Consider the following 23,042-nt stretch of genomic DNA (forward strand, 5'->3'; position numbering starts at 1 on the left):
TCCCAGCGTCCGGGGGCGACGTCCCAGCGTCCGGGGGCGACGTCCCAGCGTCCGGGGGCGACGTCCCAGCGTCCGGGGGCGACGTCCCAGCGTCCGGGGCAGGCGGCTGCGCCGGTGGGGTCGGGGCGGCCGGGTCAGCCACCCATCACCGTCCGGTAGAGCGTGCGGGTGCCCGAGGGCAGTTCCAGCCGTTCGGTGATGCGTCCCCGGGCCTCCAGGAGCCGTTCGAAGGTGTCCCGACGGTAGTCGGGGAACAGGCCGTCGGGCTTGTTGGCGAGCAGGCGCTGGGCCATCGGGTCCTCCGGGTGGACGAACTCGACCACAACGGTTCCCCCTGGGGCGGTCAGTCCGGCCAGCCAGTCGACGACCTCGGGCAGCGGCACGTTGCGCCCGATCGCCAGGTGGTGCACGAGTGCCAGGGCGAGCACGACACCCGCCGAGGCCCGTTCGGCGAAACCGGCGCGCTCGACGCCCCGCCAGCCGCCGCCGGGCGACGGGTCGGCCAGGTCCACTACCAGCGGCAGAATCCGGCGTTGCCCCTCGGACCGCAGCGCCCGGTACAGCTCGTCGACCACTGCGGGGTCCTGCTCCACGGCGACCACGTAGTCGGCGTGCCCGGCGGCCAGTCGGGCGTACCGGCCGTCGTTGGCGCCCAGGTCGAGCACGAGGCGTGGACGGTTGGCGGCCACCGCGGCGACCACGAACTGCTCCTTGGCGACCCGGTCTGGCGCGGAGTAGCCGCAGGTGCTCCGGTAGTCCGCCCAGTGGCTGCCCGACGGGCGGTGCTCCAGCCTGCGGACGAGCTTCTCGATGCCGCGTACGGTGGCGGTTTGCAGTTCGCGGCTGTAGCCGGCGGCCCGCAGTTGGGCGCGGACGTCGCTGGTGCTGGCGGCGGCGTTGCGCTGTTGCATGGCGCCGTGCAGGTGCACGTGGGTGAGGACGCCGCGGCGCAGCCGGCGTGTTCCGCCGAACAGCGGGCGGATCTGGTCGGCGGAGATGCCGTCGACCTGGGCGCGCAGCCAGGGTTGGAAGTCCACGCCGAGATGGGCGGTGAGCAGCAGCGGATAGAGCGCGGTCTGGCAGAACTGCCGGTAGCCGGCCCAGGGTTCGCCGTCGCGGACGGGCTCGAAGGAGCCGATGTCGATGAAGACCGGCTTGGCCCCACGCCACTGGAGGTTGTACGCGGAGCCGTCCTTTGTGGTGAAGCTGCCGGCGAGGGCGGTGCGCAGGATCTCCAGGTGCAGCAGCGCGGCGTCGCGCAGCATGCCGAACGACCACTCGTACGGGTGGGACACGAACGGGATCCGCTCGTGGCGCAGCACCGCCGCCCACGGTTTCCCGGCTGCGGCGGGCACGAGGGTTGGCGGGGCGTCCTCGGTGGCGCAGACCTTGCCGTCGGCCACGAGGGTGGGAAAGAACGGGCTGGCCGCGAGTGTCCGCCAGTGTTCGGCGGCCTGCGCGTCCAGGCCGCGCAGCACCTCGTCGCCGACGTGGAAGATTCGGTTGGCGGGGTCGCGGAAGGAGGCGGGCTCGGGGCGTGCCCCGGTGGGTGTGGTCGTCATGGTCTCCACGACCGATTCAGCGCTGGTCGGTGGGTTGCCGGCGGAACCGGTCGACCAGCCGCCGCCAGTAGAGCTTGGCGGCGACCGCTACGCCGGCCACCCCGCCCACGACAGCCTGCACGATCAGGCTGCCGGATCCCGCGTCCAGGTAGGCCAGATGGTTCACCGACCGCTCCTTCCCCTCGCCCGTCTCGACACCGGCGTCCCGGGCCTGCAGCAGTGAGGCTTTTTCACCCAGAAGGCCGGACTTGTCTGCCACCGTACGCCGATCATCGCTGCCGTACCGCCGCATCCGGTTACTGCCAGCAACATCACAGGAACAGAGCGAAGCCAAGCGTTCAGGTCCGCCGGTGGTGCATGCCCAGGCGCAGCAGTACGAAGCGCAGCACTGTGGCGGCGAGGTTCGCGGCCACCAGCACGGCCAGCTCCACCGGCCGGGCAGGTGCGGCGACGGCCGCGTGCAGCATCGCCAACGCGCCGCTTGTCAGCGCCAGGCCGAGCGCGAACGCCAGCAACCCCTGCGCGTGGTGGCGGCCGGCGTGCCGACGCCCGGTGATGCCGAACGTCAGCCGCCGGTTCGCGGCCGTGTTCGCCACCGCCGTCACCAGCAACGCCAGCAGGTTCGCCGGCTGCGCGCCGAGCGCACCCCGGGTGGCCACGAAGAGCAGCAGGTACGCCAGCGTGCTTGCCACCCCGACGGCCGCGAACCGCGCCAACTGGCGGGGCAACCCGACCGGCACCCGTGCCGGCGGTGCGGTCAGCGGAGCCCGGCCGAGCTGCGCGCGCAGCTCTGCCACCGGCAGCGCGCCGGTCAGCAGCGCCCGACCCAGCCGGCCCATCCCCCGCAGGTCCGCCAGGGCGGTGGCGACGATGTCGACGCGGCTGTCCGGGTCGTCGACCCAGTCCACAGGCACCTCGTGGATGCGCAGTCCGGTCCGCTGGGCGAGTACCAGCAACTCGGTGTCGAAGAACCACCCGGTGTCGCGCACCAGGGGCAACAGCTCACCGGCAACGTCCGCGCGAATCGCCTTGAACCCGCACTGCGCATCGGAGAACCGCGCGAACAGCGCCCCGCGCAGCAGCAGGTTGTACGCCCGCGAGATGATCTCCCGCTTGGTGCCGCGTACCACCCGGGAGGTCCGCGCCAACCGGGTGCCGATCGCCAGGTCGGAGTGGCCGGAGATGAGCGGCGCGACGAGCGGCAGGAGCGCCGCCAGGTCGGTCGACAGGTCCACATCCATGTACGCGAGCACCGGCGCCGACGACGCCGTCCAGGCGGCGGACAGCGCCCGGCCCCGCCCCTTGGCGTCCAGGTGCAGCACCTCGACGCCGGACAGCTCAGCGGCGAGACCGTCGGCGACCTTCAATGTGTCGTCCACGCTCGCGTTGTCGGCGATGGTGATCTGGAACGGGTACGGGAAGTGCTCGCTCAGGTGTGCGTGCAACCTGCGTACGCACGGCCCGAGGTCGGCCTCCTCGTTGTAGACCGGGATCACCACGTCCAACACCGCGGCGGCGCCCGGCCGGGCCTGGATGGCGGCGCGGTGGCCGCTGGGCGCTGTCACGACGCCGCCTTGGGAGTGCTCAGGTCGTAGACGGTGACACCGTCGACGGTCTGCGCCGTGAAGCTCTCCGCTACCCAGGCGGCGATCTCCTGCGACGCGGAACTGCCGCCGTTGGCCCGGAAGCCGCCACCACCCAGGAAGTAGTGGATCTTCCCGTCGGCGACGTACCGCTGGAACTGCGCGAGCGTCGGCGACGGGTCACTGCCGTTGAACCCGCCGATCGCCATCACCGGGTCGCCGGTGGCCAACTGGTAGCCGGAGGCGTTGTTGGAACCGATGGTGGCCGCCACCCAGGTGTACGACGCGCTGTCCCGCTCCAGCAGCTCGCGCAGGGCGGCGCTGGGCTCGCGGGCGTTGAGCAGCCCGCCCATCCCGCCACCGGCCGTAGGACCCTGCCCGCCGCCGGGGGGCACCTGACCGCCGTCGCGCCCACCGCCCGGAAAGCCGGGAGCCTGGCCACCCGACGCCTGGCCACCGAGGGCACCGCCGCCCGGAAAGCTCGGCGCCTGGCCGTTGTTCTGGCCGCCCTCCGGGCGCTGGCCGCCTTCGGGACGCTGCCCGCCGGGCATCTGGCCGCCGTCGGGGCGCTGGCCACCGGGCATCTGGCCGCCGTCGGGGCGCTGCATGCCGCCCGGGGGTTGCCCGCCGGGGAAGCCGCCGCGGCCGAAGCCGCCCGCCACGGACGGGCCGGCAGTCGGGATCGAGCCGCCGTGCGGGGTCGCGGCGGTCTGGAGCGCGTACGCCGCCGGACCCGCCAGAGCCGCCGCCGCGCCGACACCCAGGACCACCGGCACCAGCCACCGGGGCAGCCGGGTGGCCAGCAGGATCCCGGCCGCGCCGGCCAGCCCGGCGACGAGTACGGCGGTGCGCAGCCACGGGTACCAGTCGGGACTGCGCCCGAGCAGCACCCACGCCCACCAGGCGGTGACCGCCAGCGTGCCGGCGAGCGTTGCCGTGGCGGCCAGCGGACGCCACCGCTGCCACATCGATCCGACCGCCGGTTTGTCGCCCGGCAGCGGGCCGACAGCGGGCTCCCCGCCGGTGGACGATGCGGGCAGCGGCCGGCGCTGCTGCCAGAGCACCGTGCTGCCGATGCCGACAAGCGCGCCGACGGCCGGGGCGAGCGCCACCGTGTAGTACGCGTGGAAGATCCCGGACATGAAGCTGAAGATCAGACCGGTGACCAGTAGCCACCCGCCCCAGAGCAGCAATCCGGCCCGGGTGCGGTCGGTACGCGCGGCCCGCCCGGCCACCAGCAGCCCGGCGACCAGCAGGATCAGCGCGGCCGGCAGCAGCCAGGAAACCTGACCGCCGATCTCGCCGTCGAACATCCGCAGCAGACCGGTCTGACCCGAGAACGGGCCACCGCCGCCCATCCGGCCGCCGCCACCGACGCTGCCCACCTCGTCGCCGGTGAGCCGGCCGAGGCCGTTGTAGCCGAGGGTCAACTCCAGGATGCTGTTGCCCTGCGACCCGCCGATGTACGGCCGGGCGCTTGCCGGGGTCAGCTCGACGATGGCCACCCACCAGCCGGCGGACACCACCACGGCGACGCCGGCCAGCAGCAGTTGACGCACCCGCCGCCACAGGCCGGTCGGCGCGGCCAGCAGGTACACCCCGGCGAAGACCGGCACCACCAGGAACGCCTGGAGCATCTTTGTGAGGAAGCCGAAGCCGACGAGCGCGCCGGCCAGCACGATCCACCGGGTGCTTGCCGTCTCCAGAGCACGGACGGTGGCGTACGCCCCGCCGACCAGTAGCAGGACGAGCAGCGCGTCGGGGTTGTTGAACCGGAACATCAGCGTCGCCACCGGGGTGAGCGCCAGGACCACGCCGGCGATCAGGCCGGCGACCGGCCCGTACCAGCGCTTCACCGTCGCGTGGAGAACGCCGACGGAGGCGACACCGCAGAGCGCCTGCGGGACGAGCGTCGCCCAACTGTTCAAGCCGAACACCCGTACGGACAGGGCCATCAACCACAGCGATGCCGGCGTCTTGTCCACCGTGATCGAGTTGGCGGCATCCGACGAGCCGTAGAAGAACGCCTTCCCACTCACCGAGCCGGCCTGCACTGCCGCCGCGTAGAACGAGTTGGCCCAACCGGAGGCGCCCAGGCCCCAGATGTAGAGCAGGCCGGTGCCCAGGAGCAGGACCACCAGCGCGGCTCGGGTCCAGCCGGCCGTACGCGGTGGCGCGGGCTCCTCGGCGGGCGTGGCCGCCGGCGGTGGATCCGTCGGCGCTGGCTCGGCGGGTGTGGTCGGCACGGTGTCGGTTCGGTCCATGAGCACCACCCTCGACCGCTGCCCTGTTCCGACCCCGTGCGCCGCCTATGCGCCAGCTGTGGGATTCGGCAGACGGACGGTGAACACGGTCCGGCCGGGTCGACTCTCGACCGTCATCGAACCGTGGTGGGCCTCCACCACCGCCGCCACGATCGCCAGGCCGAGCCCGGTGCTGCCGTGCGCGCGGGACCGTGAGCTGTCGCCACGGGCGAACCGTTCGAACATCTCCGGTTGCAGCTCCGCAGGCACGCCCGGTCCGTCGTCGGCGACGGTGAGCACGGCGTTGTCACCTTCGACGGTCAGCGTGGTGGTGACTGTCGTGCCGGGCGGGGTGTGCACGCGGGCGTTGGCCAGCAGGTTCGCCACCACCTGATGAAGGCGTGCCGCGTCGCCGGGGACCTGGATCTCCACCTCCGGCAGGTCGAGCTGCCAGTGGTGCTCCGGACCGGCCACATGGGCGTCGCTCACCGCGTCGACCACCAGGGCGGACAGGTCCACCGGTTCGGACGCGAGCGGCCGGCCGGTGTCGAGCCGGGCCAGCAGCAGCAGGTCGTCGACGAGGGTCGTCATGCGGGTGCTCTCCGACTCGACGCGCCGCAGCGCGTGCGCCACGTCGGGTGGTACCTCGTCGCGACCGCGTCGGGCCACCTCGGCGTACCCCCGGATCGCCGCGAGGGGGGTACGCAGCTCGTGGCTGGCGTCGGCGACGAACTGGCGTACCCGGGTCTCGCTGGCCTGACGTGCGGCGAGCGCGTCGGCGACGTGGCCCAGCATCCGGTTGAGCGCCGCGCCGACCTGCCCGACCTCGGTGCGCGGGTCGGTGTCGCCGGCCGGGACCCGGACAGCGAGCGCGACCTCACCCCGGTCCAGCGGCAGCTCGGTGACCCGGGTGGCGGTGGCGGCCACCCGGTTCAGGGGTCGCAGAGCGGCCCGCACGATCACGGCACCGGCGGCACCTGCGACGAGCAGCCCGGCGACGGCCACTCCGGCCTGCGCGGCGACCATCCACCAGACGGTCTCCTGGACGCCGGACAGCGGGATGGCGACAGCGCGTACCCTGCCGTCGCGGAACTGCCGGGCCACGGCCCGGTAGTCGCCGCGCTCGCCCAGGTCGACGGTGCGTGGCGCGGCACCGACGGGCAGTTCGGCAAGCACGGCGACCTGGTCGACCTCGACGGCCTGCTCGTCGGGGAAGGGCTGCTCGCTGGACGGGCTGTTGGTGAGGGCCGAGGCGCTCGTCACGCGGCCGTCGGTGATCTCGGCGACCACAGTGCCGGCGGGCGAACCGGGCGGGACGGCCGGTCCGCGGCCCGGAAAGGTCGGGCGGCCGGGTCGCTCGTCGCGCATGGCCGTGGCGGGGGCCAACTGGTCGTCGAGGCGTTCGATCAGGAAGTGCCGCAACGCGATTGTGGTCAGCCCGCCGGTGGCGACGCTGACCACCGCGAAGAGCAGGACCAGGGCGAGAACCAGCCGGGTACGCAGCGGCCGGCCGGCCAGCCAGCGGCGGGCGGCCCGGGGCGGGCGGCTGTCACTCGGCGGGTTTGAGGACATAGCCCGCGCCGCGCAACGTGTGGATCATCGGCGTACGGCCGGCGTCGATCTTCTTGCGCAGGTACGAGATGTACAGCTCCACCACGTTTGCCTGGCCACCGAAGTCGTAGTTCCACACGCGGTCGAGGATCTGCGCCTTGCTGAGCACCCGGCGGGGGTTGCGCATGAGGTAGCGCAGCAACTCGAACTCGGTGGCGGTGAGGGTGATCAGCTGGCCGCCGCGACGGACCTCGTGGCTGTCCTCGTCGAGGCTGAGGTCGCCGACGGTCAGCACGGCGTCCTCCCGGGCGGCGACCGCGAAGCCGGAGCGGCGCAGCAGCGCGCGCAGCCGGGCGATGACCTCCTCCAGGCTGAACGGTTTGGTCACGTAGTCGTCGCCGCCCACTGTCAGCCCGGCGATGCGCTCCTCGACGGCGTCCCGGGCGGTCAGGAACAGCACCGGCACTGTCGGGGCGTGCTCGCGCAGCCCGCGCAGCACCTGGAAGCCGTCCAGGTCGGGGAGCATCACGTCGAGCACCACGGCGTCGGGCTGGAACTGCCGGGCCGTGCTCAACGCCGCCATGCCGTTGCCGGCGGTACGCACCTGCCAGCCCTCATAGCGCAACGCCATCGACAGCAGGTCGGTGAGCGTCGCCTCGTCGTCGACCACCAGCACCCGCACGGGTTCGCCGTCGGGGCGGCGCAACTCGACACGGGTCGGCGCGCCCTGCCCATCCATGATCATGCCCCCATCGTGGGCGCGCGGGCTGTGCCGTGCCTCTGCCCCTGCTGTGTGCCGGCTGTGCGATGGGGGTGCGCCGACGCCACCGGTCACCCCCAGCACGGGGTCACTGGGAAACCCCGTAGGCGTCGGTACGCACGTACCGCATGCTCCAGCCGCCCAGGCCGTCCGGCTGGTCGCGCTCGTAGAGGTGGTCGGGGCCGGGCTGTGTCGGGCCGGCGCCGTCGGGGTGCCGCATGATCCACCGCTGGGGCGGAGCGCCGTCCGGGCCGGCGGGCAACTGCCGCAGCAGGCCGTCCCCGGGACCGCCGACGAAGCGTACGGTGACCTCGCCCATCACGACGCCCCTCGTGACCACGCCGGCACGCTCGGTGCGGCCAGCCCTGGCTCGCAAGCTACCGCACCCATCCGCCGCCCAGGGCGGGATCGGGCGACCCTGCGGTTTGCCCAGCTCGGAGCCCGGGTACCGAACCGGAGGCTCCCGCGGTGGGCGGGGCGAAGGTGAGGAGCGGTCGATGCGCACGCTGGACGGGCGGTACCGGCTCGAACAGCGCATCGGGGTGGGCGGGATGTCCGAGGTGTGGCGAGCCCACGACCGTGTGCTGGACCGGCCGGTCGCGGTGAAGCTGATCTCCCCCGGCCCGGACGGCCAGCACGACACCGTCGACCGGATCCGCACCGAGGCCCGCAACGCGGCCCGGCTGGTGCATCCGAACGTGGCGAGCGTGCACGACTTCGGCACCTCGCCGACGCTGCCCGGTCGCCAGCTGCCCTACATCGTCATGGAGTTGGCCGAGGGCGAGACGCTCGCCGCTCACCTGCGGTCCGGCCCGCTGGATTGGAGCATCGCGGTGCGCGTCTGCGCGGAGGTCGCGGCGGCCCTGGCCGCGGCGCACGCCAGCGGCATCGTTCACCGCGACGTGAAGCCTGCGAACGTCGTCCTCACCCCGGCCGGGGTGAAGGTGCTCGACTTCGGCATCGCCACGCCGGCAGGCACGTCGGATCCGTTGCCGGACGGGATGCTGCTGGGCACCCCGGCGTACCTGGCGCCCGAGCAGCTCGACGGCGCGGCGGCCACCCCGGCGGCCGACATGTACGCCCTCGGTGTGCTGCTCTACTACTGCCTCACCGGTTACCTGCCGTACCAGGCGAGCACCGCATGGGAGCTGTTGAGGGCGCGCCGGTCCCGGCCACCGGAGCCGCTGCCCGAGATCGACGGGCTCCCGCCGGAGGTGGGCGAGCTGTGCCGGTCGTTGCTGGCCGACGATCCGGCGCGGCGTCCGACGAGCCTTGTCGCCGCGCTGCTGCTGGCCGAGGCCGTCGACGCCCGGGTGTACGTGCCGATGGGGCTGCCCACGCCACGCCGGCCAGCCCCGGCGTCGCCGTGGACCGAGCGGGCCGCCACCGAGGCCACCGAGGCGCTGTCGCTCGTCGACGGGTCGGCGCGGGCCGACTGACAGCGTGTCGCGCGGCGTTTCGCCAGCCCAGGGCCGGGTAGCCGGCGGGTGAGCGACGGGAGGAACGCGATGCCGGATCCGAGTCCCTGGCTTCAGGAGGCCACCGCGACCGCCGAGGGCGGTCACGTACGCACCGACGATGGTGGGCTCTCCACCGCGCTGGCGTCACCACTGGCGGCGCACTGCACCGGGTTGCGGCCGGAGCAGTTGCTGGCCGCCGCTTTCGCGTCCTGCCTGCACCACGCGGCGGTGGAGGCGGCCGGAGAGATCACCGACGAGGCGCACACGGTCCAGGTGCGGGCAGAGGCGAAGCTGGGGCGCGACGACGACGGCCTCTACCGGGCCGACGTGCACGCCTCGATCTCGTCAGCCGGCCTGAGCCGGAAGCAACTGGCCGACCTGGTCGAGTACGCTGACCGGCTCTGGCCGTTCTCCAGCGGCGACAACAGCCGGCACCGGCTGACCGTCACACCTGCGGAGAACGGCAGGCACTGACGTCGCACGGGCTGTCGGTCGATCGAACGGTGGGCACCCGCCGTTCGGTCACCCGATGGCCCCGACGAACGGGTGACCATGACAGGTGGACCGACGCCGGGGCGCGGGCGCGGCGCGCTGCCCGGCTCATCCCGTCGAATCGGGAATAACCGTCTCGCCCGATCCGCCCGGTTGGCGCTTTTGATGGCTTGACACCCTCTCTGCCCCACGCGATCGGGGCAAATTGTGGCGCATGCCACCGTACGGACCGATCGCATCGGGCCGCCGACTCTCTAGCCTCGGCGGGTGCACCCCGACGACCCCTCCGACCAGAAGCTGACCGAAGCGCGCTCGACCACCCGTACGAGCGACGCCACCTCAACCGAACGGACGATCGGCCGTCACCGGGCCCCCGAGCCGCCCCGCCGCGCCCTGCTCAGCTCGACCCCGGTCCGGGTCGCCCTGGCCACCGGCGTCACCTGCTGCCTCGGCCTGGCCGCCGTCGCCACCGTCCGTGCCACCGAGGACACCCCAGGACCCGTGCAGCCCCTGGCCGAGGCACTTAACGACCGCGCCGCCATCGCCGACGAACGCGCCTCCCGGTCGCTGGACCGCGACGTCGCGCCGGCGCGGGTCCTCCCCACCCCCTCGGCGTCACCGACACCCACCCCCACCGCCACCCGCAAGGCGCCCAAGAAGCCCGTCAAGCCCCGCCGACCCCGACCGGTCGCCGGGCTCGACCAGGCGCAGATGGACAACGCGAAGATCATCGTGGACGTCGGGCGGGAGCTGAAGATGCCCCGCCGCGCCCTCGTGGTGGCGCTGGCCACGGCCATGCAGGAGAGCAACCTCTACAACCTGGCAAGCGACGTGCTGCCGGAGTCCACGCGTTACCCGCACCAGGGCAGCGGCTCCGACCACGACTCGGTCGGGCTCTTCCAGCAGCGGCCCAGCAGCGGCTGGGGCACCGTTGCCGAGCTGATGCGCCCGTCGTACGCCGCCCGGGCCTTCTACACCGCGCTCAACGAGATCCCGGGCTGGCAGGACATGAGCGTCACCGGCGCCGCCCAGGCCGTGCAGATCTCCGCCTACCCCGACGCGTACGCCCGGCACGAGGACCGCGCCACCGTCGTGGCGGCGGCGCTCACCGCCTGAGCCCCGCGGCACACGAGCCTCAACGGGTCGTTCGGCCCCTCGGTGGCTCCGCGTCGCGCCCACCGGCCGCCACCCGGCTCGCCGGTACGCCCGTACCCGCCGCCGCCGTCGGGGTGTCGGCGGGCACCGGCTCGACGGTCACCCCGGCCAGAACCTCGTCCACGAGCGCCTCGCGTCGGCGCCGCGCGTACAGTGCCGTCTCGAAGTCGCGCCGGGCCTGCACGGCATCCGCGTACGCCTGTTCGCGGACCCGCCGGGCCTCCTCACGGGCCTCGTCCAGCTCGAAGCGGGCCTGGGCCAGGATCTCCGCCGCCTCCTGGCGCACCGCGTCACCGGCCCGACGGGTGGTCTCGGCGTCGTCCAGGGCCAGCCGCTGGAGCAGGCCGTTGAGCCACGCCACCTCCTGGCGGATCTCGTCCCACTCACGGGTCGCGCCGGCGGCGCCCTCCACGCGCGCCGCGAGCCGGGACAACCGGATCCCCAGCTCGTCCAGGCAGGAATCCACCTGCCGCTGGTCGTAGCCGGTCTTTCCCACGGAGAACCTCATCGTCGCCCCCCAGGCAGCTGTCGGTACTTTCCCCCACCTGGATCCTCGGTCTCGCGGACAACGACCGAGGGTGTTCGGGGAAATTGTTCAGCATGCGAGGGACGGTGCGGTGCGGCGACGGCCGATCACACGGCGGGGGCGGTGCCGGACGGGTCAGACGCGCTTGGGCAGCACCACGACCCGGCCGAAGAACTCGTCGATGCGGCGCACCACATCGTTGAAGTCGTCCAGGTCGATGGGCTTGGTGACGTACGCGTTGGCCTGCAACGTGTAGCTCCCGACGATGTCGGTGTCGGCGTTGGAGGTGGTCAGCACCACGACCGGGATGGTCCGCAGATCCTCGTCCTGCTTGACCGCGCCGAGTACCTGACGCCCGTCCATGCGGGGCATGTTGAGGTCCAGCAGGATGACGTCCGGCCTGCGGGCACCGCTGTGCCGGCCTTCGGCCCGGAGGAACTCCATCGCCTCCTCGCCGTCGCTGACCACGTCGATGACCTTGTCAACGTCGGAGTCGGCCAACGCTTCCTCGATCATCAGTACGTCACCCGGGTCGTCGTCGACGACCAGGATGCGTACCGGCTGCGGGCTGTCGCCCATCACTACCTGCCTCGGGTCGGGAGGAACGGGACCGAAACGCTCATCGTGCCGGCGGGGAAATCTAGCCCATCAGGAAGCGCTGCGGGACGCCGGGTCGACGCTGTCGGGCTGATATCGCAGCACCTCTGCCAGACCCGTCACCCGCAGCACGCGGTCGACACGGCCGGTGGCGCCGGTGAGGCGCAGCCACCCGCCGTCGGCCGCGGCCCGGTTGTCACCACGAACGAACACAGCCATCCCCGTGGAGTCACAGAAGGTTAGGTCGGTGAGGTCGAGCAACATCCGGCGCTCGCCGTCGGCGGCCAGCCGGTCGATCGTCGCGGTCAGCTCGCCGGCGGTGCTCATGTCCAGCTCACCGGCGAGCCGCAGGTAGACGCCACCGCCCTCACGCCCGGCGTAGCTGACGCTGAACGTCACCGTGCTCCCCCTCGCTCCACCGCTGGGTGGGACGTTTGCAGTGCGGCAAGTATACGCAGAGGCACCGACGTCACCGAGGGCGCGGTGATCACCCGGAACGTCCCTGAGTCGTGCCGTCAACGCACGGCGCCCGGGCCGGCGGTGGGCAAGCCTGCGCGGCTCAGCCGCAGCGTGCGCGCCGCCCTCGGGAAGTCACGCAGCGCTGTGGCGTAGTGCGCGAGAGTCAGGTCCACCGCGTCGGCCGGCACGCCGCGACTGGTCAGGATCTCCACCAGCCATTGAACGAACTCGGTGAAGAGCGAGGCGTCGTCGACGTACAGGGCGGCGGCCAGGGAGTCCACGATGTGCCCCAGGTCGCTGATCGTCGAGTCGAGCTGCGCGGGCGTGTACGACAGCGCCGCCGGCATCCGGTCCCGCAGGTCGGTGAGCGCGCTGTCGATCAGCTCCCCCCGCCGGCGGACCAGGCTCGCGTACTCGTCGTCGGCCAGGTGCGACAGCTGCGCCGCGGGGACCCGCCGCAGCGCCCGCTCGTCGGCGATCAACTCCGATGCCGACGGCGCGTCCGGCGCCCAGGCCGCGCCGAGTCGGGCCGCCCACCGGCCGTCCGCGCCGAACCCACGCCCGCCAACCACCACCGGTACGTCCGAGCGCCGGCACGCCTCGATCATCCGGTGCGCGTGCGGCAGCCGCATCGGCAGCGCACAGGCAAGCGCGACCGCCTGCGCGTCGTGCCGGTGCAGATACGACACCAGGTGCGCCGCCGGCACGCTGGCGCCCAGGAACGTCACCTGCCAGCCGCGCAGTCGCAGCACCTCCGCCACCAGCCGGGGCGGCAACGCGTGCCACTCGCCGTCCATGCAGGCCACAACGACCCGCCCGCCGGTCGGCCGGGTGTTGGCATGCTGGGCCACCGCCGCCACGACCCGCTCGCTGATGTGCGTGGCCGCGTGCTCCTGGGCGACGCTCCACTCGTTGCGCGCCCACCGCTCGCCGACCTCGGACTGGGCCGGCGCCACCAGGTCGAGCAGCACCCGCTCGGGCGCGACACCCGCGTCGAGCAGGCCGAGCGCCACGTCGACAGCGCCGTGCTCGTCGGCGTCGGCGAGGCAGGTCAGGTAGCCCGGGTAGGCGTCGGTCGGATCGGTAGTGGTGGCGGGGGCGGTCACGCGGGGCTCTCCCTCTGCTCTTCGGGCCTGGCAGGCTCCTCGCCCGTGCCGGTGGGCGGCTCGGCGGGCTGCTCTTCGGGCCTGGAGGGCCGCTCGGCGGGCTCGCTGGGCTCTTCGGGCGTCGGGACCGAGTGCAGGTGCCGTGCGGCGCGCGGACCCGCGCCGACAGCGCGCAGCGCCAGGACCGCGATGTCGTCGTGGTCGCCGTGTGCCAGCCAGTCACACGTGACCTGCTCGATGCGCTCGGCCAGGGCGGGCGCCGGCATCCGGTGGCACCCGGTCACGGCGGCGGTCAACCGTTCCGTGCCGAACTGCTCGTCGCCGCGGCGGCCACCACGGGCCTCGGTCACACCGTCGCTGTAGAGAAGACACGTCTCGCCCGGTGCCAGCCGGACGGTCACCTCGCCGACGCGCGGGTCGGGCACGACACCGATCAACATGCCGCGCAGCGGCACCGACTCGATCTCGCCGGAGGCGCGCAGCACCAGCGGCGGCAGGTGACCACCACCGGCCATGGTCAGCGTGACGCTCCCGTCGCGCTGCGGCCGCGCCACCCCGAGCACGATTGTGGCGAAGCGGCCCTGGCCGTGCGCCTGGGTCGTCTCCAGGAGCGCGTCGTTGAGCAGCCGCAGCAGCCGCCCCGGATGCGACTCCACCCGGTGCAGCGCCTGGAGGCACTGGCGGAGCTGGCCAGTGAAGACGGCCGCCTCGACGCCCTTGCCGGAGACGTCGCCGAGGAAGAACACCGAACCGCCGTCGGCGAGCCGGTGCGACCCGTAGAAGTCGCCGCCGATCCGCAACCCCGCCTGCGCCGGCCGGTAGGCGGTGCCCCACTGCACGCCGGGAACCTCGGCGGGCTCCACGGGCAGCAGGCTGGCCTGCAAGGTGTCGGCCACCTCCGCCTGGTCGCGGTAGAGAAGCGCGGTGGTCAACGCCGCGCCGGCCCTCGCCGCAAAGGCACGCAGCAGGTGGACGTCGTCCTCGTCGTACCAGCGGCTGGCCCGGCGGGCGACAAGCAGCACACCGGCCGGGGCATCGCGGCCGGGCACCGGGACGACCCGGGCGGCGCTGTCGACGCCTGCCAGGCCGGGCAGCCATCCGGCGTCGACTGCCTGCTCCACGAGCCAGTCGACAGCGTGCGGCTCGACGCCGGTCAGCCCGTCGGCGATGGCTGTCGGTAGATCACTCTCCGACAACATGCCGCTGTCGACGATCGGCGCCTCGTCGTCGGCACGGGACGCCCGCCACCAGCGGGCACGCCCGGCGCGCGGCGCCAGCACCAGCACCGACACCTCGGCGAGGGTCGGCACGGCCAGCCGCACCACGGCGGCGGCGGCCCGGTCCGGGTGCAGCGGGTTGCCCAGCTTGTCGCCGACCACTGCCAGGAAAGCGGAGCGGGCGCGCTCGGCCAGCAGGGCGTCGGCGCGGCTGACGCTCTCGGTGACGTCCTCGACGTACCAGCAGCACCGGCCGGCGGACAGGGACACCTGCCGGGCGCTGAGCCGGCGACCACGGTGGGTGAAACCGCTCGGAGCAGTCTCGCCCAGCCCCGGCACACCGGCCGAGGCGAGCAGCTCGCCGGGCACCACCTCGGGCAGCAGGCGCTCGGCCACCGGGCTGACATGTCGGACGACGCCCTCGGCGTCACAGACCACGAGGCCCTCGCGGAAGTGCTCGACGACCTCGGACCAGGCTGGTGTGCCCTGGCCCCGGTCGGGGTCGAGGGCCGGCAGCGTGGAGGTGGACCAGGGCTGGACGTCGGCGGGCCACGCCGGGGTCTGTGTGGTGCTCGGCGTGGAGATCCATCCGTCGCCCGGGTCGAAGTCCCTGACGTCGGAAGCAGTCACCAGCTGAGCCTCACTCCTTGTCATCCACCCGAACCGCGCCCCGGCACCGGCGTCTGTGGTCAAATCTGTTCGACCCACCCTACGCCGATCCGCCCTGAGCGGCATCCCACGGCAGCTCGCGGGCCCCTCCGTCGCGTACCGGGCGCTGTCGGTCGAGCGTTGTTACGATCCCTTCGAACCGGCCGGGCCGGAGTCATCCGGAAGGGCGTGATCGTGCAATCCCCAGGGCTGCGACCCGACGCGGCACCGCTGCGCATGTCGATCGACCAGAGCGATCCGGACAGGCCCCTGATCCGGGTCGGTGGCGAGTTGGCGTACGCCACGTCGGCGCCGCTGCGCGTCGAGCTCGACCGATTGCTCGCCAACGCGCCGCAGGCCCTCGTGCTGGACTTCGCCGACCTGGACTTCATCGACAGCACCGGCCTCGCCGTGATCGTCCACGGCTGGCGGGTGGGGCAGCAGGTCGACACGACGCTGCTGCTGCGGGCGGTCCCCGGGTTCCTGGCGACGATCCTGGAGATCACCGGCGTCGCCGGGCTGCTCGGTCGACGACTGCCCGCGACCCCCCGGGCAGTCGCCGGGCCGGGTCACGCGCAGGCCACCGCCGGGTGACCCGACAGCGGCCGGCCGCTCACGCCCCCGGGTTGGCGTTGCGTACGGGGACTGGGAGCATGGTGGGATGTCCCAGCAGCTGTTGACCATCGAGGTGACCCGGGTCGACGCCGGGCACATCCGGTTGCGGCTGAGCGGGGAGCTGGACTACGACACCGCTCCCGAGCTGGTCAGCGTGGTGGCAGACCTGCCGGGCGAGAGCCACCAGCGGTTGACGGTCGACCTGAGCGCTGTCAGCCTCTGCGACTCCTCCGGTCTGAGCGCGCTGCTGATGGCGCACCGCGCCGCCGGGTCGATGGTGCTGATCGGGGTCAGCCCGCAGGTGCAGCAGATGCTCGACCGCACCGGCCTCACCGAACTGCTGGCAGTGCAGACCGGCGCCGCCGACGGCGACAACGTACGCGCCATCGGCTGAGCCGGCTGACGTCCGCGCGTCCAGGCTCGGAAAAGGGGGGTGGCCCCCGACCCTGGGACCTGGGGTCGGGGGCCTGAGGAAGGTCTAGGGCGCGGTCATCGGCTGGAGTCGAGGGCCGGTCTCGCGCAGGTCGCCGGCCGGGGCGGAGTCGACGTCCTCGGGCTCTCCCGAATCAGGCGTGTGATACAGATAGCGGACAAACTCCCCACCCATCTCGTTGTCGTCCCCGCCTGGCCACTGGCCGATGCAGTCCATGCCGACCACTTCCCGGCCGGTCCCGTCGGCCTCCTCCAGCAGCGCCCACAGGCTCACCGGATAGCAGCGGGTGGCGTCCGGCGTGAGCTGCCAACGCGCGTACCAGCCGGGTCGGGCGGGGACGATCTCGACGATCCGTTTCATGGCGACCTTCCTTCCGCGTGCCTCGGAAGAACTGCGGTCCTGAACCAGATGCTGGCCCACGCGCGGGTGAGCGCCCCTCACCCGCGCCGGATGAAGCCGTCCGAGCGCTGGTCCTACCCGGCCGGAAGGGTCCGTTTCGGCTCCCGGGCCGGCGGGAAGGCGACGGGCGCACGAGCAGATCCCCAGCGGAAGAGGTGTCACATGCGCAAGCAGATGGAGGGCGACAACCAGCGCCGCCGGACACTGGCTCGGCAGGCCCGCGAACAGGGCAGACAGCCCAGCGAGTTCGGGGCGAGCCTGAGCGCCTCGAAGCAGATCACGAGCCTCGAACAGAGCAGGCGGGACGGCCCGCCGCCGGCTGGCCGGCACAAGTCGGACACCACGCGCGGTGGACCAGCTCCGCCGCCCGTCGGCACGGCCGACAATCCACGCCCGCTGCCGCCTCTCAGCGACAGTTCGCCGGGGGTGACGAGCGTGGGTTACCACGATCTGGTCGACGATGTCCGGCGTCGCGCCGGGGTCGACTTCAAGACGGCAAAGGTGGGCGCCGAGGCGACGGTGCTGGTCCTGGCCTTCGCCCTGGAAGCCGCCGAGCGGCAACGACTGCTCGCGGCGGTGCCGAACTCGCTGCACGACGTCGTGCCCGTCGACGGCATCGAGCGGCACCAGGACCTGCCCGGCTTCCTGGCCGAGGTGGGCCGGATCAGCGGGCGTACGCCCGAGCAGGCCCGCTATCAGGCGGAGGCGACACTCGCCGCGCTCGCCGACCACGATGGTGACCTCGTCGAGTCGCTGCACGTACCCGACGGGTTGCGGGAACTGCTGAACCCGCCGGCCGCCGGCGGCGGCATCGTCGGCGCTTCCACGGCCACACCCACGCTCGACGACGCCCAACTGCGGGCGGCCTTGGACGACCTGCCCTACTGGGCGGGCGACAGCGACGGCCTGTACCGGGTGGTCGCGCTGCCCCCGGACAACCTGGACCGGGTGCTCGACCGGCTCGACCGGCTACGCCGGGAAACCGGGCGCGGCCCGAGCATCGGGCGCCCCGGTGGCACGGCTGCCGTACTGACCGTGCGCACCACCCAGGCCGACGGGGTGACAGCGCTCGACGTGGACCTCGCCCACTCGATCGACGACGCGATCGACGAGGTGGGCGCCGGGATGGCCAGCGGCTGACCGGCAACACCGACACACGTGAGGGCCGGCGACGCGGGGGACGCTCCCGCGCCGCCGGCCCGTCGGTGCGCGCTGACGGCGGCTCGGTAGCGTGCCCCTCATGAGCCGCGCTGCCGACCGGTTGGAGCTGGTCGTCGATCCGGTTCGCCGGACCGGGCGCACGCTGCTCGCCGCCGGTGTCGAGCAGTCATACGTGGACGTCGAGGATCCGCTGCACCTGCATTTCGAGTACGTCCGGCGGATCGCCTCGGCGGCGCAGGTGGCCGCACCGGCTGGCGTGCCACTGGACGTACTGCACCTGGGCGGCGGGGCGTTGACGCTGCCGCGCTGGCTCGCCGCCACCCGGCCGGGCTCCCGGCAACTGGTCGTCGAGCGCGACCGGACGGTCGTCGACCTCGTCGCCCGGGAACTGCCGCCGCTGCCACCGGAGGTGCGGGTCGAGGTCGCCGACGCCCGGGACGCGGTCACCGACGCCCCGCCCGACGGGTACGACCTGGTGATAGCCGACATCTACCGGGCAGCCCGGATGCCCCGACACGTACGCACAGTGGAGTTCGCCGCCGAGGTGGCCCGCACGCTGCGCCCCGGCGGGCTGTACCTGCTGAACGTCACCGACCTGCCGCCGCTGGTCGGCACCCGCGTGCAGGTGGCGACGCTGCGGGCGGTCTTCGGCGACGTGTGCGTGCTCGGCGACCGCCGGATGTTGCGGGGACGGCGCTACGGCAACCTGGTGCTCGCCGCGACGCACCGGCCGGGCGGGCTGCCTGTCGGCCGGCTGGCGGTGGCCGCACTGCGGGACCCGGTGCCCGGTGGTCTGCTGCACGCCGCCGCCCTCGACACGTTCGTCGCCGGCGCCCAGCCGTACACCGACGCCGACTGACGGCCCTCGCGCCGACCGACGGCCCTCGGACACGTCGGTGGCGTACGGGCGACTCGACCCGTAAAGCACCGGTGCCGGCCGCAATGCCGGGTTTCCGACGCCGCGCGTGGGGAAGGCGCGGCCTGTGAGCAAAGCCGACGATCGGGCGACCGCCCGCCGCGCCCTGATCGTGATCGGCCTGGTGCTGGCGACCGCACTGGCGCTGGTCTTCGTGTACGCGACACACCGTGTGCTGATCTGGGTCGTGGTGGCCGCCTTCTTCGCCATCGCGCTCAAGCCGGCAGTGGACCGGCTGCAACGCCGGTTCGTCAGGCGGCGGGCGGTGGCCACGCTGCTGGTGTTCCTCGGCGCCTTCGTGATCCTGGCCCTCGTCGCCACGCTCATCCTGGTGCCGCTGCTGGACGACGTGGGCCATTTCGCCGACCGGGCGCCCGAGATGGTGCGCGACGCACGCGCCGGGCGCGGCCCGCTGGGGCAGCTTCTGGAGCGCACCGGCGCCCGGCGCTACCTCAGCGACCACTCCGACGAGTTGCGCGACGTCGGCACCCAACTGCGTCAACCCGCGGTGGTCGTGCTGCGCGCCATCGTGGAGACGATCACGGGGCTGGTCACTGTCGTCGTGCTGGCGTACCTCATGGTGTTGGAAGCCCCGCGGATCACCGGCGGCGTGCTCACGGCGGCCGGGGACGGTCGGGGTGAGCGGCTGCGCCGGGTGGGCAGGCAGGTGTCGCGGACCATCACCGGCTACCTCACCGGGAACCTGCTGATCAGCGTGATCTGCGGAGCGTTGACGTTCGTGGTGCTGACAATCCTCGGCGTGCCGTTCGCCGGTGTGATCGCCCTGCTGGTGGCGGTGACGGACCTGATACCGCTTGTCGGCGCGACGCTCGGCGCGGTCATCGCCACCGGCGCCGGCTTCCTGCACTCCCCCACCGCCGGGGTGATCGTGCTCGTCTTCTTCGTGGTCTACCAGCAGGCGGAGAACCACCTGCTCCAGCCGCTCATCCTGTCCCGCGCGGTCCGACTCAATCCGCTGACCGTGCTGGTCAGTGTGCTGCTCGCTGTCGAGCTGGCCGGCCTGCTCGGCGCGCTGTTGGCCATCCCGGCCGCGGGCATCGTGCAGACGCTGCTCCGCGAGTACGGCCCGCGCCGGTTCCGCCCGGCGCCCGCCGCCGACGGCGTCGAGCCGGCAGATGAGGCCGAGTCCGAAGGTGGCGCCGAGTCCGCGGCTGGCGCTGAGCCCGAGGGCGGCGCCGAGCCGCCCGGCGGTGCCCACTCGCCTCGCGGCTGAACACCGGCCGGGCCTGCGGAAGCTCAGCGGGCGCGGGCCGCGACCTCGGGCGAGGTGCTCTCCAGCGGTACGGCGTTCGCCGGCACCAGACCGAGCTGAACCGCCGGACGGGTCAGCGCGGCGTCCAACGCCCAGTCGGCCCCGACGCGCGTGCGGTTTCCCGGCATCGCCATCAGGTGGTACGCCCGGGTGACCGCCTTCGCCGGCAGCCCCGCCAGCGGCACCTGCAACGGGTTCGCCGCCGCGTCCTTGCCGCCCAGGTCGACAACCCAACCCAGGTCGTGGTGCTTGTACGGCTTGCGCCGGCCGAAGCCGTACGACGCGGCGATGTTGTGGGCGGCCAGCTTGCCCTGCCGCTGGGCGTGCTGGGCCGTCATCGTGCAGACCTCGCCGGGCCGGGCCAGGTCGGGCACCGCTGAGGCGTCGCCGCAGGCGTACACCTCGGGATAGCCGGGGACGTTGAGGAACTCGTCGACGACCAGGCGCCCCCTCTCGGTGCGCAGACCCAATTCGCTGACGAACGGATCGGGTCGCACCCCGACGCACCAGACGAGCGAGCAGGTGGGCACGTACTCGCCGTCGGTGAGCTTCACCCCGTCGGCGGTCGCCTCGGCCACCGAGGTGCCCATCCGGACGTCCACGCCGCGCCTTTCGAGCACCCGGTGGGCCGTCCGCGACATCCGCTTGTCCAGCTCGGGCAGGACGCGGGGGGCGATGTCCAGCAGCATCCACCGGGGGCGGACGGTGAGCCGCGGCCGCTGCGCGTGCAGCCGATCGGTGAACAACTGCCCGTGCGCGGCGACCTCGGTGCCGGTGTAGCCCGCGCCGACCACCACGAACGTGGCGCGCGCCTGCTGCTCCGCCGGGTCCTCGGCCTGCTCGGCCAGCTCGATCTGTCGGACAATGTGATCGTGCAGGTAGACGGCCTCGGGCAGGCCGCGGAAGCCGTGCGCGTACTCGGTGACGCCCGGGATGGGCAGCAGCTTGTTGACGCTGCCCACGGCGAGAATCAGACGGTCGTACGCCAACCGGTTCTTGTCCCCCTCGGCCTGGGTGAACCCGACCCAGCGGTTCTGCAGGTCGACGTGGTCCGCCTCCCCGATGACCACACGGACGCCCTTGAGGGTCCCGGTCAACGGCACCGCGATCCGTTTCGGCTCGACCACGCCGGCCGCCACCTCGGGCAGCAGCGGCAGATACAGGAAGTAGTCGGTGGAGTTCAGCACCACGATCTCAGCCCGGTCCCGGGCGATCCGGCTCAACGTCTTCGCCGCGTGGTAACCGGCGAACCCGGCCCCCACGATCACCACACGAGGTTTCGTCATTGCGGGCCGTTTCCCGTCGACGCCCCGGACAAACGTGCGACCAGCGCGGTAAACCTGCACAACATCAATGGCGGACGATATGGACAGACACCCCCATCGATGGGCAGGATGCCGGAATGGGATCAGACCAGACCGGCGAGCGGCCCACGAGGCCCACCCGCCGCACCTTCCTGTCCGCCTCGGCCGCCGCCACCGCCGCGACCGCCGCCACCGTCGCGGTGCCCGCGCTCACCGCGCCCGCCGCCGCCAACCCGTCGCACCCCGCCGGCCCCGGACGCCCCGCCCGCCCCCAGCGCCCCGACCGTGAGCTGCGCGACCTGCTGCGCCAGGTCGACCCCCGACGGATCGAGGCGATCGTGCGCCGGCTTGCCGCGTTCGGCACCCGGCACACCCTCTCCGACCAGGACGATCCCCAGCGGGGCATCGGCGCCGCCCGGGACTGGATCCACGCCCGCATGCAGGAGTACGCGGCCACGTCCGGCGGGCGCATGACAGTCCAACTCCAGTCGTACGTCCAGCAGCCCGCCTCCCGGATCCCCACCGCCACCCGGATCACCAACGTCGTGGCCACGCTGCGGGGCCAGAGCGCCCCGAACCGGACGTACGTGGTGACCGGCCACTACGACTCCCGGGTCACCGACGTGATGGACGCCGTGAGCGACGCGCCGGGCGCCGACGACGACGCCTCGGGGGTGGCCGTCGTCATGGAACTGGCCCGCCTGATGGCCACCCGTCCCACGGCGGCCACCATCGTGTTCGCCGCGGTCGCCGCCGAGGAGCAGGGCCTGTACGGCTCGGCGTACCTGGCCCAGCAGCTCAAGGCAGCCGGCGCGGACGTTCAGGGCATGTTCAGCGACGACATCGTGGGCAGCAGCACCGCCGACGACGGCACCCGTGACCCGTACTCGGTGCGCCTGTTCGCCGAGGGCGTCCCGACGGCGGAGACACCTGCGGAGGCCACCACCCGGCAGTCCGTCGGCGGCGAGAACGACTCGCCGTCGCGGCAACTCGCCCGGTTCGTCAGGGACGTGGCCGACAACGACGACACCGGCATGCGCGTACGGGTGATCTACCGACGGGACCGCTATCTGCGCGGTAGCGACCACATCTCGTTCCTGCGGGAGGGCTGGCCGGCGGCGCGATTCACCGAGCCCAACGAGGACTTCGCCCACCAGCACCAGGACGTCCGGGTGCAGGACGGCAAACAGTACGGCGACCTGCCCGAATTCTGCGACTACAAGTACATCGCCCGGGTGGCCCGGGTCAACGGCGCGGCGCTCTGGTCACTGGCCCAGGCGCCCGGCACACCCAAGGGCGCCATCATCGTCACCACCGACCTGACGAACAACACCACACTGCGCTGGCAGCGCGGCGACGAGCCGGACCTGACCGGGTACGAGGTGGTGTGGCGGGAGACCACCGCCGCCGAGTGGCAGCGGGTGATCCCGGTCGGCGACGTCACCGAGGTCAGCATCGACCTGTCAAAGGACAACGTGTTCTTCGGCATCCGCGCGGTCAACCACAACGGCCTACGCAGCCCGGTGGCCTTCCCCCGTCCCGGCAGCTGACCCCGCCCTCTTGCCCTGCTCAAGATCCGCGC

The 23,042-nt window shown here is 72.9% G+C and carries 23 protein-coding genes; 9 read left to right on the forward strand and 14 right to left on the reverse strand.

The window, feature by feature from the left end; genetic code table 11:
* Positions 1-134: 134 nt before the first annotated feature.
* The 7 genes from ADK66_RS20570 to ADK66_RS20600 form a co-directional block, all read right to left on the reverse strand.
* Positions 135-1,562, reverse strand: coding sequence for a class I SAM-dependent methyltransferase (locus ADK66_RS20570; RefSeq protein ID WP_053657848.1), 1,428 nt, complete (start codon positions 1,560-1,562; stop codon positions 135-137).
* Positions 1,563-1,578: 16 nt separating this feature from the next.
* A complete protein-coding gene (locus ADK66_RS31940; protein WP_192902051.1) occupies positions 1,579-1,728 on the reverse strand; it encodes a hypothetical protein in 150 nt (49 codons plus the stop codon).
* Between the two features lie 172 nt (positions 1,729-1,900).
* Positions 1,901-3,127, reverse strand: a complete 1,227-nt coding sequence (locus ADK66_RS20580; protein WP_053657786.1) for a glycosyltransferase — start codon at positions 3,125-3,127, stop codon at positions 1,901-1,903.
* Entirely contained in the window at positions 3,124-5,409 is a 2,286-nt protein-coding gene (locus tag ADK66_RS20585; RefSeq protein WP_053657851.1) for a glycosyltransferase family 39 protein, read from the reverse strand. The genes ADK66_RS20580 and ADK66_RS20585 overlap by 4 nt, the downstream gene beginning before the upstream one ends.
* 45 nt (positions 5,410-5,454) lie before the next feature.
* Positions 5,455-6,960: a cell wall metabolism sensor histidine kinase WalK gene (locus ADK66_RS20590; RefSeq protein ID WP_053657788.1), complete on the reverse strand. Its 1,506-nt coding sequence runs from the start codon at positions 6,958-6,960 to the stop codon at positions 5,455-5,457.
* Positions 6,938-7,684, reverse strand: coding sequence for a response regulator transcription factor (locus tag ADK66_RS20595; RefSeq protein ID WP_053657790.1), 747 nt, complete (start codon positions 7,682-7,684; stop codon positions 6,938-6,940). The genes ADK66_RS20590 and ADK66_RS20595 overlap by 23 nt, the downstream gene beginning before the upstream one ends.
* A 103-nt stretch (positions 7,685-7,787) precedes the next feature.
* Complete coding sequence (locus ADK66_RS20600; protein ID WP_053657792.1) at positions 7,788-8,018, reverse strand: hypothetical protein; 231 nt, start codon at positions 8,016-8,018, stop codon at positions 7,788-7,790.
* 178 nt (positions 8,019-8,196) lie between these two features.
* Between ADK66_RS20600 and ADK66_RS20605 the strand changes: the two genes are divergently transcribed.
* The 3 genes from ADK66_RS20605 (at position 8,197) to ADK66_RS20615 (ending at position 10,767) form a co-directional block, all read left to right on the forward strand.
* Positions 8,197-9,138 (forward strand): serine/threonine-protein kinase, encoded by a 942-nt coding sequence (locus ADK66_RS20605; RefSeq protein ID WP_053657795.1) that lies wholly within the window; start codon positions 8,197-8,199, stop codon positions 9,136-9,138.
* Positions 9,139-9,207: 69 nt separating this feature from the next.
* Positions 9,208-9,633 carry an OsmC family protein gene (locus ADK66_RS20610; RefSeq protein WP_053657797.1) on the forward strand — a complete coding sequence of 142 codons (426 nt, stop codon included), beginning with the start codon at positions 9,208-9,210 and terminating at the stop codon, positions 9,631-9,633.
* A gap of 285 nt (positions 9,634-9,918) precedes the next feature.
* Positions 9,919-10,767, forward strand: a complete 849-nt coding sequence (locus ADK66_RS20615; protein ID WP_053657799.1) for a hypothetical protein — start codon at positions 9,919-9,921, stop codon at positions 10,765-10,767.
* A gap of 19 nt (positions 10,768-10,786) precedes the next feature.
* Here ADK66_RS20615 and ADK66_RS20620 read toward each other — a convergent pair whose 3' ends face one another.
* The 5 genes from ADK66_RS20620 to ADK66_RS20640 all read right to left on the reverse strand — a co-directional run bounded on the left by ADK66_RS20620 (position 10,787) and on the right by ADK66_RS20640 (position 15,341).
* Entirely contained in the window at positions 10,787-11,314 is a 528-nt protein-coding gene (locus ADK66_RS20620; RefSeq protein WP_053657801.1) for an ATPase, read from the reverse strand.
* A gap of 153 nt (positions 11,315-11,467) precedes the next feature.
* Positions 11,468-11,911: a response regulator gene (locus tag ADK66_RS20625; RefSeq protein WP_053657802.1), complete on the reverse strand. Its 444-nt coding sequence runs from the start codon at positions 11,909-11,911 to the stop codon at positions 11,468-11,470.
* Between the two features lie 69 nt (positions 11,912-11,980).
* Entirely contained in the window at positions 11,981-12,328 is a 348-nt protein-coding gene (locus ADK66_RS20630; RefSeq protein WP_053657804.1) for an STAS domain-containing protein, read from the reverse strand.
* A gap of 116 nt (positions 12,329-12,444) precedes the next feature.
* Positions 12,445-13,494 (reverse strand): B12-binding domain-containing protein, encoded by a 1,050-nt coding sequence (locus ADK66_RS20635; RefSeq protein ID WP_053657806.1) that lies wholly within the window; start codon positions 13,492-13,494, stop codon positions 12,445-12,447.
* A complete protein-coding gene (locus ADK66_RS20640) occupies positions 13,491-15,341 on the reverse strand; it encodes a PP2C family protein-serine/threonine phosphatase (protein WP_082377577.1) in 1,851 nt (616 codons plus the stop codon). The genes ADK66_RS20635 and ADK66_RS20640 overlap by 4 nt, the downstream gene beginning before the upstream one ends.
* Before the next feature lie 207 nt (positions 15,342-15,548).
* On the opposite strand from ADK66_RS20640, the gene ADK66_RS20645 reads away from it, so the two are divergent.
* Both ADK66_RS20645 and ADK66_RS20650 read left to right on the forward strand, forming a co-directional pair.
* Positions 15,549-15,953 carry an STAS domain-containing protein gene (locus ADK66_RS20645; protein ID WP_053657808.1) on the forward strand — a complete coding sequence of 135 codons (405 nt, stop codon included), beginning with the start codon at positions 15,549-15,551 and terminating at the stop codon, positions 15,951-15,953.
* A gap of 67 nt (positions 15,954-16,020) precedes the next feature.
* Positions 16,021-16,368 (forward strand): STAS domain-containing protein, encoded by a 348-nt coding sequence (locus ADK66_RS20650; RefSeq protein ID WP_053657810.1) that lies wholly within the window; start codon positions 16,021-16,023, stop codon positions 16,366-16,368.
* Positions 16,369-16,452: 84 nt separating this feature from the next.
* Here the strand turns inward: ADK66_RS20650 and ADK66_RS20655 are convergent, their stop codons facing one another.
* Positions 16,453-16,767: a hypothetical protein gene (locus ADK66_RS20655; protein ID WP_053657812.1), complete on the reverse strand. Its 315-nt coding sequence runs from the start codon at positions 16,765-16,767 to the stop codon at positions 16,453-16,455.
* 201 nt (positions 16,768-16,968) lie between these two features.
* Here ADK66_RS20655 and ADK66_RS20660 point away from each other — a divergent pair, with 201 nt between their 5' ends.
* The 3 genes from ADK66_RS20660 (at position 16,969) to ADK66_RS20670 (ending at position 20,117) form a co-directional block, all read left to right on the forward strand.
* Complete coding sequence (locus ADK66_RS20660) at positions 16,969-17,946, forward strand: DUF2267 domain-containing protein (protein ID WP_053657814.1); 978 nt, start codon at positions 16,969-16,971, stop codon at positions 17,944-17,946.
* Positions 17,947-18,046: 100 nt separating this feature from the next.
* Positions 18,047-18,826, forward strand: a complete 780-nt coding sequence (locus ADK66_RS20665) for a spermidine synthase (protein ID WP_053657816.1) — start codon at positions 18,047-18,049, stop codon at positions 18,824-18,826.
* A 124-nt stretch (positions 18,827-18,950) separates the two neighbouring features.
* Positions 18,951-20,117, forward strand: coding sequence for an AI-2E family transporter (locus ADK66_RS20670; protein ID WP_053657818.1), 1,167 nt, complete (start codon positions 18,951-18,953; stop codon positions 20,115-20,117).
* Between the two features lie 23 nt (positions 20,118-20,140).
* On the opposite strand, the gene ADK66_RS20675 is transcribed toward ADK66_RS20670, so the two are convergent.
* Entirely contained in the window at positions 20,141-21,442 is a 1,302-nt protein-coding gene (locus ADK66_RS20675) for an NAD(P)/FAD-dependent oxidoreductase (RefSeq protein ID WP_053657820.1), read from the reverse strand.
* Between the two features lie 116 nt (positions 21,443-21,558).
* On the opposite strand from ADK66_RS20675, the gene ADK66_RS20680 reads away from it, so the two are divergent.
* Entirely contained in the window at positions 21,559-23,010 is a 1,452-nt protein-coding gene (locus ADK66_RS20680) for a M28 family metallopeptidase (protein ID WP_053657822.1), read from the forward strand.
* Positions 23,011-23,042: the final 32 nt, after the last annotated feature.

The sequence above is a fragment of the Micromonospora sp. NRRL B-16802 genome (genome assembly GCF_001279555.1).
Lineage (GTDB): Bacteria > Actinomycetota > Actinomycetes > Mycobacteriales > Micromonosporaceae > Micromonospora > Micromonospora profundi.